Raw genomic sequence first — 16483 nt, 5'->3', positions numbered from 1 at the left:
CCGGAACCCGGCACGATCAACCCGCCGCCACCCACCAGGAGAGAACCACCCATGGCCAACGAAGAGCAGCTCCGCAGCTACCTCAAGCGGGCGATCGCCGATTCCCGGGAGCTGCAACGCCGGCTGCGCGAGGTCGAGGACCGCCAGACCGAGCCGATCGCGATCGTGGGCATGGCCTGCCGGTTCCCCGGCGGGGTCAGCACCCCGGACCAGCTGTGGGACCTGGTGGCCAGTGGCGGCGACGCGGTGGGCGGGTTCCCGGCCGACCGGGGCTGGGACCTGGACGAACTGGTGGCCACCGGCACCTCGGCCACCGCCGAGGGCGGGTTCCTGGACCGGGTCGGCGAGTTCGACGCGGACTTCTTCGGCATCTCCCCGCGTGAGGCGCTGGCCACCGACCCGCAGCAGCGGCTGCTGCTGGAAACCTCCTGGGAAGCCCTGGAGCACGCCGGGATCGACCCGCTGTCCCTGGCCGAGACCCAGGCCGGGGTCTTCGTCGGCACCTTCCCCTCCGGCTACACCGAGATCGCCGGGCAAGCCGGTGCGGACGTGGCCGGGCACCTGATCACCGGCGGCTCGCAGAGCGTGGCCTCCGGCCGGATCGCCTACACCCTCGGCCTGCGCGGCCCGGCGCTGACCGTGGACACCGCCTGCTCCTCCTCCCTGGTAGCACTGCACCTGGCCGCCCAGTCACTGCGCTCGGGCGAGAGCCCCCTGGCGCTGGTCGGCGGGGTCACCGTGATGGCCACCCCCGGCACCTTCATCGGCTTCTCCGCCCAGGGTGGGATGGCCGCGGACGGCCGCTGCAAGGCATTCGCCGAGGCCGCCGACGGTGCGGGCTGGGCCGAGGGCGTCGGAGTCCTTGTGGTGCAACGGCTTTCCGACGCGATCCGGGAGGGTCGTCCGGTGCTCGCGGTGGTGCGGGCCACCGCGGTCAACCAGGACGGCGCCTCCAACGGCCTCACCGCGCCCAACGGTCCGGCCCAGCAACAGGTGATCCGGCAGGCACTGACCGCGGCCGGACTGGAACCGTCCGAAGTGGACGCCGTCGAAGGCCACGGCACCGGCACCGTGCTCGGCGATCCCATTGAGGCGCAGGCATTGCTGGCCACCTACGGCCAGGATCGCGAACGCCCGCTCTACCTCGGCTCGCTGAAGTCCAACCTCGGGCACGCGCAGGCCGCGGCGGGCGTGGCCGGGATCATCAAGATGGTGCAGGCCCTGCGGCACAAGGTGCTGCCCGCGGCCCTGCACGTGGACCAGCCATCGTCCACAGTGGACTGGTCGGCGGGCTCGGTGGAGTTGCTCACCGAATCCCGGTCCTGGCCGGAAACCGGTCGCCCACGCCGCGCCGGCGTGTCCTCCTTCGGCGTGTCCGGCACCAACGCGCACGTCATCCTGGAGTCCGTCGAACCGGTCACCGCCCCCGAACCCGCGGCCGCGACGGTGCCCTGGGTGCTCTCCGCCCGGACCCCCGAAGCCCTGCGCACCCAGGCCGCGCGGCTACTCGAACGGGCCGCCGACGCGCACCCGGTGGATGTGGCCTGGTCGCTGGCCCGTACTCGGGCCGCGCTGCCGCACCGGCTGGCGGTCACGGGGGATCAGCTCGCCGCGTTGCGGGCCTTCGCCGAGGACAGCCCGTCCCCGCACGTGCACACCGGCCAGGCCCGCACCGGCGGGGTGGCGGTGCTGTTCAGCGGCCAGGGCGCGCAGCGGCTGGGCATGGGCCGGGAACTGCACGCGACCCACCCGGTGTTCGCGGCGGCCTTCGACGCGGTGGCCGCCGAACTGACGCCCGGACTGCGCGAGGTCATGTGGGGGTCGGACGCGGAAGCCTTGTCCCGCACGGGCTGGGCGCAACCCGCGTTGTTCGCGGTGGAAGTCGCGTTGTTCCGGTTGCTGGAGTCCTGGGGTGTGCGGCCGGACTACCTGCTGGGCCACTCGATCGGCGAGGTCGCCGCCGCGCACGTGGCCGGGGTGCTGTCCCTGCCCGACGCCTGCGCGCTGGTGTCCGCGCGGGCCCGGCTGATGCAGGCGCTGCCCACCGGCGGCGCGATGATCGCGGTCGAGGCCGATGAGGCGGAGGTCGCGGAGTACCTCTCCGACACGGTGGCACTGGCCGCCGTCAACGGGCCCCGGTCCGTGGTGCTCTCCGGCGTCGAGGCCGATGTCCTTGTCGCCGCAGCGAATTTCGCGGATCGGCGGACCTCGCGGCTGAAGGTCTCACACGCCTTCCACTCGCCGCTGATGGAGCCGATGCTCGACGGGTTCCGGCAGGTGCTCACCGGCCTGACCTGGCACGCCCCGAACCTGCCGATCGTGTCCAACCTGACCGGCGAACCCGCCGACGTCGCCACCCCGGACTACTGGCTGCGACAGGTCCGCGAGGCGGTCCGGTTCGCCGACGGCCTGCGCTGGCTGGCCGAACACCGGGTCGGCACCCTGATCGAGGTCGGCCCCGGCGGCACCCTCGCCGCCCTGGCCCAGCGCGCCGAACCGGACCTGGCCGCCGTGCCCCTGCTCGCCGACGCTGAGGAACCCGCCGCGCTGGCCGCCGGACTCGGCCGCCTGTTCACCCACGGCCTCACCCTGGACTGGGACGCCGTACTGCCCGGCGCCCGCCAGATCGACCTGCCCACCTACGCCTTCCAGCGCCGCGACTACTGGCCCGCACCCGCCACCGCGGGCGGTGACGTGGCCGGGCTCGGCCTGGTCGCGGCCGGGCACCCGCTGCTGGGCGCCGAGGTGTCGCTGCCCGAGTCCGGCGGCGTGCTGCTCACGGGCAGGCTCACCACCCGCACCCAGCCCTGGCTCGCCGACCACCAGGTCCGCGGCGCGATCGTGTTCCCCGGCACCGGTTTTGTCGAACTCGCCATCCGCGCCGGCGACGCCGTCGGCTGCGACCGGCTGGCCGAACTCGTCCTCGCAGCCCCACTGATCCTGCCCGAACGCGGCGGCTGCCAGCTCCAGGTCGCACTCGCCCCACGCGCCGACGGCTGGTCCATCGCCGTGCACTCCCGCCCCGACGGCGCCCAGGACTGGACCCGGCACGCCACCGGCCACCTCACCACCGGCACGGGCGCGGTCGCCGAGGTCGCCTGGCCGCCCACCGGCGCGGAACTCGACCTCACCGGCCTGTACGCGGGCGACGGTGAGGTCGTGCACGGACCCGCGTTCCAGGGCCTGCGCCGCGCCTGGGCCGACGGGGACCGGGTGTGGGCCGAGGTCGAACTGCCCCAGATCCCCGCCGACGGCTACGGCGTGCACCCCGCCCTGCTGGACGCCGTGCTGCACACCGCCGTCTTCGCCGGTCCGCCCGGTGCGCCGCGACTGCCGTTCCACTTCGCCGACGTGGTGCTGGCCGCCACCGGGGCCAGCCGGGTGCGGGTGTGCCTGACCCGCACCGGACCCGACGCCTACCGCATCGACGTCGCCGACCGGACCGGCGAACCCGTGCTGTCGATCGGCACCCTCGCCGTCCGCCCACTGCCCGACCAGACCCTGGCCGCCGACGACACCGCGGTCCTGGTCACCGAGTGGATCCCGGTCACCGCCCCGCCCGCCGCCACCCCGGACTGGCTGCTCGTGTCCCCGGCGGCGGAAGCCGACGGACCGGGCACCGTGCTGCTGACCGTGCCACCGGCCGACCCGGCCCGGCTGCGCGAGACGACCTCCTGGGTGCTCAGCCAGCTCCAGCGCTTCACCGGCCGCCGCGTCGTCGTGCTCACCAGGGGCGCGGTCGCCGCCGAGGGCCCACTCACCGACCTGCCCGGCGCGGCCGTCTGGGGACTCACCGGCGCGGCCCAGTCCGAGGCCCCCGGCCTGATCACCCTGATCGACCTCGACCCGGCCGCCGACCTCGACCTCACCGTGCTCGCCGCCGCCGTGGCCACCGGCGAACCCCGCCTCGCCGTCCGCACCCAATTGCTCGCCCCCAGACTGGCCCGCCGAACCCCGGCCGCCAACCCGGTCACCGTCGAAGGCCCGGTGCTGATCACCGGCGGCACCGGCGGCCTCGGCGGACACCTCGCCCGGCACCTGGCCCGTGCCCACGGCGTGCGCGACCTGGTTTTGCTCAGCCGCCGCGGCAGCGCCCCCGAACTCGTCGCCGAACTCGCCGAACTCGGCGCCACCGCAACGGTTGTCGCCTGCGACGCCGCCGACCGCGACGCCCTCGCCGCCGTGCTGGCCGAACACCCCGTACGCGGTGTCGTGCACGCCGCGGGCGTGGTCGACGACGGCGTCCTCGACTCGCTCACCCCCGACCGCCTCGCCGCTGTGCTCGCCCCCAAGGCCGAGGCCGCCTGGCACCTGCACGAACTACTCGGCGACGTCCCGCTGTTCGCCGTGTTCTCCTCACTGGCAGGCGTTCTGGGCAACGCGGGCCAGGGCAACTACGCCGCCGCCAACACCTTCCTCGACGCCCTCATCCACCTGCGCCGCGACCAGGGCTTGTCCGGAATCTCCCTGGCCTGGGGCGCCTGGGCACCCGACGCGGGCCTCACTGCGGCACTGTCCGAAGTGGACCGTCGACGCCTGGACAGCTCCGGCCTGCCACCGCTGTCGGTCACCCAGGGCCTGGCCCTGTTCGACCAGGCCCTCGGCGGCAGCGAACCCGTGCTCGGCCTGACCCGCCTGGACACCGCCGCACTGCGTGCCGGGGGAGTACCGGCCTTGCTGCGCGGCCTGGTCCGCACCGGGGTGGAACGCCGGGTCGCCGAGGACCGGCACGACGCCGGATTCGCGCACCGCTGGGCCGACACCCCCGCCGCGGACCGCCCGAAGTTGTTGCTGGGCCTGGTCCGCGGCCACACCGCGGCCGCCCTCGGCCACCCCGACCAGACCGCCGTCGCGGTCGAACGCCAGTTCAAGGAACTCGGCTTCGACTCGCTGACCGCGCTCGACCTGCGCAACCGGCTCACCGCCGCCACCGCCCTCACCCTGCCCGCCACCCTGGCCTTCGACTACCCGACCGTCACCGCGCTGGCCGAACACCTCGCCGACCTGCTCGGCGCCGACCGCACCCGCGACACCGTCCTGCCGACCGTGGTCAGCACCGCCGAGGACCCGATCGTGGTGGTGGGCATGGCCTGCCGCCTGCCCGGCGGCGTCCGCACCCCGGACGAGCTGTGGGACATGGTGTTCACCGGCCGGGACGGCGTCACCGAATTCCCCGCCGACCGTGGCTGGGACCTGGACTACCTGCTCGGCCCGGACGGCGCCTCGGTCACCGCCGAGGGCGGCTTCCTGCACGACGCGGCCGAGTTCGACGCCGCCTTCTTCGGCATCTCCCCGCGGGAAGCCCTGGCCACCGACCCGCAACAGCGCCTCCTGCTGGAAACCTCCTGGGAAGCCCTGGAGAACGCCGGGATCGAGCCGAGGGCACTGGCAGGCAGCCAGACCGGGGTCTTCATGGGCGCCATGCCCTCCAACTACATCGAGGTCGCCGGACGCTCCGGCGCCGACCTCACCGGGCAGCTCGTCACCGGCGGCTCGCTGAGCGTGGTGTCCGGCCGGGTGTCCTACGTGCTCGGCCTGCACGGGCCAGCGGTCACCGTGGACACCGCCTGCTCCTCCTCACTGGTCGCCCTGCACTGGGCCGCCCAGGCGCTGCGGTCCGGCGAATGCGGACTGGCCCTGGTCGGCGGCGTCACCGTGATGGCCACCCCGGACGCGTTCATCGGCTTCTCCGTCCAGGGCGGACTCGCCCTCGACGGCCGGTGCAAGGCATTCGCCGACGCCGCCGACGGCACCGGCTGGGCCGAAGGCGCCGGAGTCCTTGTCGTGCAACGACTCTCCGACGCCCAGCGGGAAGGCCGCCGGGTGCTCGCGGTACTGCGCGGCAGCGCGGTCAACCAGGACGGCGCCTCCAACGGCCTCACCGCACCCAACGGCCCCGCCCAGCAGAAGGTCATCCGCCAGGCCCTGGCCGGCGCCGGACTGCGTGGCGCGGACATCGACGTGGTGGAGGCACACGGCACCGGCACCGTGCTCGGCGACCCGATCGAGGCCCAAGCGCTGCTCGCCACCTACGGCCAGGACCGGGAACGCCCGCTCTACCTCGGCTCGCTCAAGTCCAACGTCGGCCACACCCAGGCCGCCGCCGGCGTGGCCGGGATGATCAAGATGATCATGGCCATGCGGCACGGCGTACTGCCGCCGACCCTGCACGTGGACGCGCCCTCCACCCGGATCGACTGGTCCGGCGGCGACGTCCGGCTGCTCACCGAACCCCTGCCCTGGCCGGAAACCGGACGGCCGCGCCGCGCCGCGGTCTCCTCCTTCGGCGTCTCCGGCACCAACGCGCACGTGATCATCGAAGCCCCCGCACCCGCCGCACCGCCCGCCGAACGCGCACCGGTGACCGGGGTGCTGCCCTGGGTGCTCTCCGGCCGCTCGGCCGCCGCGGTCCGCGCCCAGGCCGCCCGCCTGCTGGCCGCACCGGAAGTGGTTGCGGCAGAACCGGTCGACGTCGGCTGGACCCTGGCCGCACGCACCCGGTTCGAGCACCGCGCCGTGCTGCTGGGCGCGGACCGGGACGAACTGCTGGCCGGGCTGCGGGCGGTAGCGGAGGGCGAGCGCGCCGTGGTCGCACCCGGCGGCGAGGGCCTGGCCGTGCTGTTCAGCGGACAGGGCGCGCAACGACTGGACATGGGCAAGGCCCTGCACCAGGAATTCCCGGTGTTCGCCGAGGCTTTCGACGCCGTGGCCACCGAACTCGACCCCGGGCTGCGTGCGGTCATGTGGGGCGAGGACGCCGAAACCCTGGCCCGCACCGGCTGGGCGCAGCTCGCGCTGTTCACGGTCGAGGTCGCCGCCTACCGGCTGCTGGAATCCTTCGGCGTGCGACCGGACTACCTGCTCGGCCACTCCGTCGGCGAGGTCGCCGCGGCACACGTGGCCGGGGTGCTGTCCCTGCCCGACGCCTGCGCGCTGGTCTCCGCCCGCGCCCGGCTGATGCAGGCGCTGCCCGCGGGCGGCGCGATGATCGCGGTCGAGGCCACCGAGGCCGAGATCACCGCCGTGCTCTCCGACCGGGTCGCGCTCGCCGCGGTCAACGGCCCGGACTCGGTGGTGCTCTCCGGCACGGAGGCCGATGTCCTTGCCGCCGCGGCCAGATTCGCCGATCGGCGGACCTCGCGGCTGAAGGTCTCGCATGCCTTCCACTCGCCACTGGTCGAGCCGATGCTGGCCGAGTTCGCGCACGTGCTGGCCGGACTCGACTGGCAGGCCCCCCGGCTGCCGATCGTGTCCAACCTGACCGGCGAACCCGCCGAGGTGGCCACCCCGGACTACTGGGTCCGCCAGGCCCGCGAGGCCGTCCGCTTCGCCGACGGCCTGGACTGGCTGGCCGCCAACGGCGTGCGCACCCTGGTCGAGGTCGGCCCCGGCAGCACCCTGTCCGCCCTCGCCCAGCGCACCACCGGCGTGGTGGCCGTCCCACTGACCGACGCCCCGCTGCCCGCACTGGCCCGCCTGCACGAACGCGGTGTCGCGCTGACCTGGGATGCCCTGCTGCCCAACGGACGCCAGGTCGAGCTGCCCGGCTACGCCTTCCAGCGCGAGCACTTCTGGCCGGACCCCGCAGCCACCACCGATGTGGCGGGCGCCGGACTCGACCCGGCCGGGCACCCGCTGCTGAGCGCCACCGTGGCCCTGCCCGATTCCGGCGGCGTGCTCTTCACCGGCCGCCTCGCCCCGAGCAGCCAGCCCTGGCTCGCCGACCACCGCGTCCGTGGCACCATCCTGTTCCCCGGCGCCGGACTGGTCGAACTCGCGCTGCGCGCCGGCGACGCCGTGGGCTGCGACCACCTGGCCGAACTCGTCCTGGAAGCCCCGCTCGCCCTGCCCGGCCGCGGCTGCCAGATCCAGGTCGCGCTGACCCCGCAGGGCAATGAGTGGGCGCTGACCGTGCACTCCCGCCCCGACGGTGCCCAGGACTGGACCCGGCACGCCACCGGCCGCCTCGGCACCACCACCGCACCCGTGGTGGACCTGCCCTGGCCGCCCACCGGCGCCGAGATCGACCTGTCCGGCTTCTACGCCGACGGCGGCGACCTGGCCTACGGCCCCGCTTTCCAGGGCCTGCGCCGCGCCTGGGTGGACGGCGACCGGGTGTGGGCCGAGGTCGAACTGCCCGGCCTGCCCGTCACCGGCTACGGCATCCACCCGGCCCTGTTCGATGCCGTCCTGCACGCGGCCGCCTGCACCGGCGCGAGCACCGCCCAGCTGCCGTTCGTCTTCGGCGGTGTCACCCTGTTCGCCACCGGTGCGAGCACGGTCCGGGTGTGCCTGACCCGCACCGGCCCCGACACCTTCGAGGCCACCGTCACCGACCCGGCGGGCGCTCCCGTGCTCACCCTCGGCTCGGTGGTCACCCGCCCACTGCCCGCTGGCGACCTCACCCCGCGCGACACCGTGGCACTGACCCAGACCTGGGTCCCGGTCCCGGCCGCCGCCATCGAGGACGCCGTGCACACCACGGACCTCAGCACGCTGACCGAGCCCGCCCGCACCATCGTGCTCACCGCACCCACCCCGGACGGCCCGGTCCCGGCGGCCGCGCACGAGATCGCCAAGTGGACCCTGGCCCAGCTCCAGCACTGGCTCGCCGAACCCCAGTTCGCCCAGTCCCACCTGGTCTTCCGGACCAGCGGCGCGGTCAGCACCGGCCCCGAGGACCCGATCACCAACCTGCCCGCCGCCACCGCCTGGGGCCTGCTCGCCACCGCCCAGTCCGAACACCCCGGCCGCATCACCCTCCTCGACACCGACTCCGATCAGCTCGCCACCGCCGACGAACCCCAACTCGCCCTGCGCGCGGGCACCGCACTCGCCCCGCGCCTGGTACGCGCCGCCGAACCCGAACGTGCCCCGGTCGACGGCCCGGTCCTGATCACCGGCGGCACCGGCGGCCTCGGCGGACTGCTCGCCAAACACCTGGTCACCGAGTACGGGATCGGCGAACTCCTGCTGGTCAGCCGCCGCGGCCAGGCCCCCGAACTGACTGCCGAACTCACCGCGCTCGGCGCCAAGGTCACCGTGGCCGCCTGCGATGTCAGCGACCGGGACGCACTGGCCGCCCTGCTGGCCGAGCACCCGGTGCGCGGGGTGGTGCACGCGGCCGGGGTGCTCGACGACGGCGTGCTCACCGCGCTGACCCCGGACCGGCTCGACCACGTCCTCGCGCCCAAGGTGGACGCGGCCTGGCACCTGCACGAACTGCTCGGCGACGTCCCGCTGTTCGTGCTGTTCTCCTCCATGGCCGGCCAGCTCGGCAACCCCGGCCAGGCCAACTACGCCGCGGCCAACGTCTTCCTGGACACCCTCGCCCGCGTCCGACGGCAACAGGGCCTCGCCGCGGTCTCGATGGCCTGGGGCGCCTGGACCGGCGAGGCCGGACTCACCGGCACCCTCAGCGAGGCCGACCAGCGCCGCCTGCGCGGACTCGGCCTGCCCCCGCTGGCTCCCGAGCAGGGCCTGGCCCTGTTCGACCAGGCGCTGAACAGCGCCGAATCCGTGCTGACCCTCACCCGCCTGGACGCCACCGCGTTGCGCGCCAACGGAATCCCGCCGCTGCTGCGCGCACTGGTGCCCGGCGGCAGCCGCCGGATCGCCGGTGCCGCCGCCGACGCGGACTTCGCCCGCCGCTGGGCGGACACCCCCGCCGCCGACCGCCCCGGCCTGCTCACCGGACTGGTCCGCGGCGAGGTCGCCGCCGTGCTCGGGCACACCGCGGCCGACCGGGTCGAGATCACCCAGGCGTTCAAGGACCAGGGCTTCGACTCACTCACCGCCGTCGAACTCCGCAACCGCCTCACCGCCGCCACCGGCCTGCCGCTGTCGGCCACCCTGGTCTTCGACTACCCCAGCGTCACCGAGGTCGCCGCCCATCTGGCCGCTCTGCTCGGCGACGGACCAGCCATCGCAGCCCCGGTGGCCGCCCGAGCCAGCGACGAACCCATCGCCATCGTCGGCATGGCCTGCCGCTTCCCCGGCGGGGTCGAGACCCCCGACGAACTGTGGGACCTGGTGGCCCAGGGCCGCGACGCGATCACCGGATTCCCCGCCGACCGCGGCTGGGACCTGGACGCCCTGGCCGGACCCTCGGTCACCGCCCACGGCGGCTTCCTGGACGGCGTGGCCGAGTTCGACGCCGCCTTCTTCGGCATCTCCCCGCGCGAAGCCCTGGCCACCGACCCGCAACAGCGACTGCTGCTGGAAACCTCCTGGGAAGCCCTGGAACACGCGGGCCTGGACCCGGCCGCGCTCACCGGCCAGCCGGTCGGCGTGTTCGCGGGCGCCTTCCAGTCCGGCTACACCGACATCGCGATCCGCTCCACCGAGGACATCGCCGGACACCTGATCACCGGCGGCTCGCAGAGCGTGGTCTCCGGCCGGATCGCCTATTCCCTCGGCCTGCAAGGCCCGGCCATGACCGTGGACACCGCCTGCTCGTCCTCCCTGGTCGCCCTGCACCTGGCCGCGCAGGCCCTGCGGGCGGGAGAATGCCCGCTCGCGCTGGTCGGCGGGGTCACCGTGATGGCCACCCCGAACACCTTCATCGGCTTCTCCGCCCAGGGCGGCCTCGCCGGTGACGGCCGCTGCAAGGCCTACGCGGACAGCGCGGACGGCACCGGCTGGTCCGAGGGCGTCGGCGTGCTGGTCGTGCAACGACTCTCCGACGCCGTCCGCGAGGGCCGCCGGGTACTGGCCATCGTCCGCGGCAGCGCGGTCAACCAGGACGGCGCCTCCAACGGCCTCACCGCCCCCAACGGCCCGTCCCAGCAACGCGTCATCCGCCAGGCACTGGCCACCGCCGGACTCACACCGTCCGAAGTGGACGCCGTCGAGGGCCACGGCACCGGCACCGTGCTCGGCGATCCCATTGAGGCACAGGCCCTCCTGGCCACCTACGGCCAGGACCGGGACACCCCGCTGCTGCTCGGCTCACTCAAGTCCAACCTCGGCCACACCCAGGCGGCGGCGGGCGTGGCCGGGATCATCAAGATGGTCCAGGCCATGCGGCACGGCCTGCTGCCCGCCACCCTGCACATCGACGAACCATCGTCCAAAGTGGACTGGACCCAGGGTGCGGTCGACCTGCTCACCCAACCCACCCCCTGGCCGGAAACCAGTCGCCCACGTCGCGCTGGCATCTCCTCCTTCGGCGTCTCCGGCACCAACGCCCACGTCATCCTCGAAGCCCCCGCCCCGGTCACCACCCCCGAACCCGCCGACTCCCCGGCCATCCCGTGGGTGCTCTCCGCCCGCACCGAGTCCGCCCTGCGCGCCCAGGCCGCCCGCCTGGCCCGGCACATCGCCGACCACGAACCACACCCCGCGGCCGTCGCCCGCACACTGACCGAACGCACCGCCTTCGACCACCGCGCGATCGTGGTCGGCACCAACCGGGACGAGCTGCTGGCCGGACTGCGAGCCCTCGCCGAGGACCTGCCCGCCCCACACGTCCTGCTCGGCACGACCACCCCGCGCACCGGCACCGTGTTCGTCTTCCCCGGCCAGGGCGGCCAGTGGACCGGGATGGCCCTGGAACTCTGGGACAGCTCCCCGGTCTTCGCCACCGCGATGGCCGACTGCGCCACCGCCCTTTCGTCCTTTGTGGACTGGAACCTGCGCGAGGTCCTCGCCGACGAGCACGCACTGGCCAGGGTCGACGTCGTCCAGCCCGCGCTGTGGGCCGTGCTGGTGTCGCTGGCCGCCCTGTGGCGCGCCCACGGTGTCGAACCGGCCGCCGTGGTCGGCCACTCCCAGGGCGAGATCGCCGCGTTCTGCACGGCCGGTGCACTGTCCCTTGTGGACGGTGCAAGGATCGTCGCCCTGCGCAGCAAGGCCATCGCGGACACCCTGGCCGGACTCGGTGGCATGGCCGCGGTGGCCCTGTCCGCCGCACAGGTCACCGAACTGATCGACGACCGGCTCTCGATCGCGGCGGTGAACGGCCCGGCCGCGGTGGTGGTCTCCGGCGAGGTCGCCGCCCTGCACGAGCTGGTCGCCCGCTGCGAGGCCGACCAGGTGCGGGCCCGGATCATCCCGGTGGACTACGCCGCGCACTCCGCCCAGGTGGAGCAGATCGCCGACCGCCTGCGCACCGAACTCGCCCCGATCACACCCCGCACCGCGGACCTCCCGGTCTACTCCTCGGTCACCGGCGCGGAGTTCGACACCGCCCAGGCCGACGCCGCCTACTGGGTGCGCAACCTGCGCGAGACCGTGCGCTTCGCCGAGACCGCCGAAGCCCTGGCCGCCAACGGTTTCCGCACCTGGGTCGAGGTCGGCCCGCACCCCGTGCTCACCGGCGCGGTCCAGGACATCGTCCCGGACGCCGTGGTCGTCGGCACCCTGCGCCGCGAGGACGGCGGCCCCCGCCAGTTCCACACCGCGCTGGCCGCCCTGGCCGTGCACGGCGTTCCCATCACCTGGGGCCTGACCGGCCCCCGGGCCGACCTGCCCGCCTACCCGTTCCAGCACCGCCGTTACTGGCCGGACTCGCTCACCGCCGACGCGGACGTCGTCGGCGCGGGCCTGACCTCCGCCGAACACCCGCTGCTCGGCGCGCGACTGGCCCTGCCCGGCAGCGGGGGAGTGCTGTTCACCGGCAGGCTGTCCACGCACACCCACCCGTGGCTGGCCGACCACACCGTCCGCGGCGTCACCGTGTTCCCCGGCACCGGCTTCGTCGAACTCCTGGTGCGGGCGGGCGATTCGGTGGGCTGCGACCGGCTCGCCGAACTCACCCTGGAAGCCCCACTCGTGGTCCCCGACCGCGGCTGCCAGGTCCAGCTCGTGCTCACCGAGACCGACGGCGGCTGGACCGCCCAGGTGCACTCCTGCCCAGACGGCGCCGAGCAGTGGACCCGGCACGCCACCGCGCTGCTCACCCCCGGCGCGGCTCCCGCCGAACCACTCACCTGGTCCCCGGAGGGCGCCCAGCCCGCCGATCCCTCGGTGCTGCACGGGGTTGACGGCGACATCGTCTACGGCCCGGCCTTCCGCGGCCTGCGCCGCGCCTGGTCCGACGGCGACCAGGTCTGGGCCGAGGTCGAACTACCCGGCCTGCCCGTCACCGGCTACGGCATCCACCCGGCCCTGCTCGACGCCGTCCTGCACGCGGCCGCCTTCACCGGCCTCACCGACGGCGGCCCCGCACTGCCGTTCCTGTTCACCGATGTCGTCCTGCACGCCGCCGGGGCCACCAGCGTCCGCGCCCTGCTCACCCGCACCGGCCCCGACACCGTCGCCGTGACCGTCACCGACCCGGCAGGCGCACCCGTGCTCACCATCGGCTCCCTACTGGCCCGCCCACTGCCCGCCGGTGACCTGCGCACGCTCGGCGACGCCGCGCTGCTGGCCACCGAGTGGACCGCGCTCCCGTTCACCCCATCCCGTTGGCAGCCAACGGAACACGCCTTGCTCACCGTCCCGCACACCACCGATCCGGATCCGGCCGCCGTGCACGAGATCGTGCTGGCCACACTGACCCGGTTGCAGCGCTGGCTCACCGAGGAGGACACCCACCTGGTCGTGCTCACCAGGGACGCCATCGCCGCCGAGGACGGCCTGCTCTCCGACCTGCCGGCCGCCGCGGTCTGGGGCCTGATCCGCTCCGCCCAGTCCGAGAACCCGGGCCGGATCACCCTGGTCGACGCCGATGCGGACCCCGACCTGTCCGTGCTCGCCGGCCTGCTCGCCACCGGCGAACCCCAGATCGCCCTGCGCGACAACAAGGCCGGCACCCCACGCCTGACCCGCCACACCCCCGACCCCGAGCCCGTCGCCATTGACGGCCCGGTCCTGATCACCGGCGGCACCGGCGGGCTCGGCGGCCTGATCGCCCGGCACCTGGTCACCGCGCACGGCGTCACCGAACTGCTGCTGCTCAGCCGCCGCGGCACGGCCGCACACGGAGCCGAGGACCTGGTCGCCGAGCTGACCGGCCTCGGCGCCGAGGTCACCGTCGCCGCCTGTGACGTCTCCGACCGCACCGCCCTGGCCGCCGTGCTCGCCGAGCACCCGGTCAACGGCGTCGTGCACACCGCGGGCGTGCTCGACGACGGCGTCATCGGCTCCCTGGACGACAAACGCGTGCAGCACGTCCTCGCGCCCAAGGTGGACGCGGCCTGGCACCTGCACGAACTGCTCGGCGACGTGCCACTGTTCGTGCTGTTCTCCTCCATGGCCGGACTGCTCGGCGGTCCCGGCCAGGGCAACTACGCCGCCGCCAACGTGTTCGTGGACGCCCTCGCGCACTGGCGGCAGCAGCAGGGCCTGGCCGCGGTCTCGATGGCCTGGGGCGCCTGGACCACCGAGATCGGCCTCACCGGCACCCTCACTGACGCCGACCTGCGCCGGATGGCCCGCTCCGGCATGCCGCCACTGGCCGTGGACGCCGGTCTGGCCCTGTTCGACCAGGCCCTGCGCGGCACCGAACCCGTGCTCGGCCTGACCCGCCTGGACACCACCGCGTTGCGCGCCAACGGCGCCCCGCCACTGCTGCGTGCCCTGGCCGGACCCGCCGCCCGCCCGCTCGCGGGCAGCGCGGCCGCCGACCCGGCCGGATTCGCCGACCGCTGGGCAGCTGTCCCTGACCCTGAACGCCCGGCGTTCCTGCTGGACCTGGTGCGCGCGCACATCGCCGCCGCCCTCGGCCACACCGCCGCCGCGGACATCAACCCGGCCCAGGCCCTGCGCGAACTCGGCTTCGACTCGCTGACCGCACTGGAACTGCGCAACCGGCTCGGCGCGGCCACCGGCCTCACCCTGCCGCCCACCCTGGTCTTCGACCACCCCACCGCCGCCGACCTGGCCGCCTTCCTGACCACCCGGCTGGCGACCGCGCCACCCAAGCCGGAGAAGCACAGCGTCGGCCAGGACGCCATGGGCAAGATCTACCTGCAGGCCATCGAGAACAAGCAGGTCGAGGCCGCGCACGAGTTCGCGCTCAGCGCCGCCGCGCTGCGCACCAAGTTCACCACCGCGGCCGACCTCACCACCCCGCCCCAGGTCGTCCGGCTCTCCGCAGGCGAGTCCGGACCGCACCTGGTCTGCCTGTGCCCGCCGGTCCCGCTGCCGCTGACCGGACCCGACGTGTACCTGCGCTTCGCCGCCGAATTCGCCGGCAGCCGCAGGGTGTCCGCGGTGATGCCGCCCGGCTTCGCCGAGGACGAGGCCCTGCCCGCCACCGCCGAGGTGCTCATCGACGTGCTCGCCACCGCCATCGCCGAACACGTCGGCGAGGAGGAGTTCGCCCTGGCCGGGGCCTCCTCCGGTGGTGTGCTGGCCTATGAGGTGGCCCGCGAGCTGGAGCGGCGCGGCACCCCGCCGACCGGGGTGGCGCTGCTGGACTCCTACCGGATGAACGACAAGGTCCTGAAGAAGTGGGACAACGACCTGGCCACCCGCTCCTTCGTCGGCCTGGACTCCGGCGGCATCGGCTTCACCGAGATCTCCGCCTTCGCCTGGGTCTGCGCCCGGCTGCTCATCGACTGGGCCCCCGGCGGCCTGACCGCCCCCGCCCTGCTGGTCCGCGCCAGCGAGCCCCTGGTGGCCGGGGAAACCCACGAGTGGCAGACCACCCTGGACGCGATGACCGAGGTGATCGACGTGCCCGGCGACCACTTCTCCATCCTGGAGACCGAGCACGTGCCCTATGCCGCCGAGGTGGTCCAGGAGTGGCTGGACCGGGCCAAGGCGGACTAGCGGTACAGCTCCGGCCGCCGGTCGGTGAGGTAGGTGGTCTCCGCCCGCGCGGCGGCCAGCTCGCCGAGGTCGACCTCGGCGAGCAGCAGCTCCTCGGCCTCCGGTCCGGCCGCCCTCGCCTGGCCGTGCGGGTCCACCAGTCGGGAGCGGCCGCAGTACTGGCCACCCGCCCAGTTCACGTAGGCCAGGTACAGCTGGCTCTCGAAGGCCCTGGCCGCCACCAGGGTCTCCGGCACGAACCGCCACGGCCCGGCCAGCGCGGTCGGCGCGGCCAGCAACTGGGTGCCCGCCAGCGCGTGCGCCCGCACCACCTCCGGGAACTCCACGTCGTAACAGATCGCCAGACCCACCAGGACCCCGTCGACCTCGACCTGCACCAGCGGCTCGTCCCCGGCGGTGAACACCGCCCGCTCGTGCTCGCCGTACAGGTGCGCCTTGCGGTAACTCGCCACGGTCCCGCGTTCCGGGGTGACCACGGCGGCCACGTTGTAGACCGCGGCACCGTCCACTTCGGGCAGTCCGTGCACGATCGTCACCCCGGTCCCGGCCGCGATCCGGCCGACCCGCGCGGTGTATCCGGCGTCCACCTCGGCCAGCAGCCGCCTGCTCAGCGGATAACCGGTGGCGTACAGCTCCGGCGTGATCAGCAGTGCCGCACCGGCCTCCGCCGCCCGCGCGGCGGCCACCGCCAGCCGGTCGAGCTGCTCGCCGGGCCGGGTGCCCGAAGCCGGGGTTTCGGCTTGCCAGCAGGCGATCCGCACAT

The 16483-nt window shown here is 74.3% G+C and carries 2 protein-coding genes; one reads left to right on the top strand and one right to left on the bottom strand.

Annotated elements, in window-relative coordinates; all coding sequences use genetic code 11:
- Positions 1–51: 51 nt before the first annotated feature.
- Positions 52–15720, top strand: coding sequence for a type I polyketide synthase (locus HNR67_RS45875; protein ID WP_185005324.1), 15669 nt, complete (start codon positions 52–54; stop codon positions 15718–15720).
- Here HNR67_RS45875 and HNR67_RS28740 read toward each other — a convergent pair.
- Entirely contained in the window at positions 15717–16481 is a 765-nt protein-coding gene (locus HNR67_RS28740; protein WP_185005323.1) for a nitrilase-related carbon-nitrogen hydrolase, read from the bottom strand. The genes HNR67_RS45875 and HNR67_RS28740 overlap by 4 nt on opposite strands.
- Positions 16482–16483: the final 2 nt, after the last annotated feature.

Origin of the sequence: Crossiella cryophila (genome assembly GCF_014204915.1) — a bacterium.
GTDB lineage: Bacteria > Actinomycetota > Actinomycetes > Mycobacteriales > Pseudonocardiaceae > Crossiella > Crossiella cryophila.
The sequence above is the reverse complement of the archived record's forward strand: the minus strand, read 5'-3'. Positions and strand labels throughout refer to the sequence as shown.

What these genes read in the sequence shown, in the direction of transcription:
- HNR67_RS45875 (WP_185005324.1), top strand. Translation starts at nt 52, where the DNA reads ATGGCCAACGAAGAGCAGCTCCGCAGCTACCTCAAGCGGGCGATCGCC.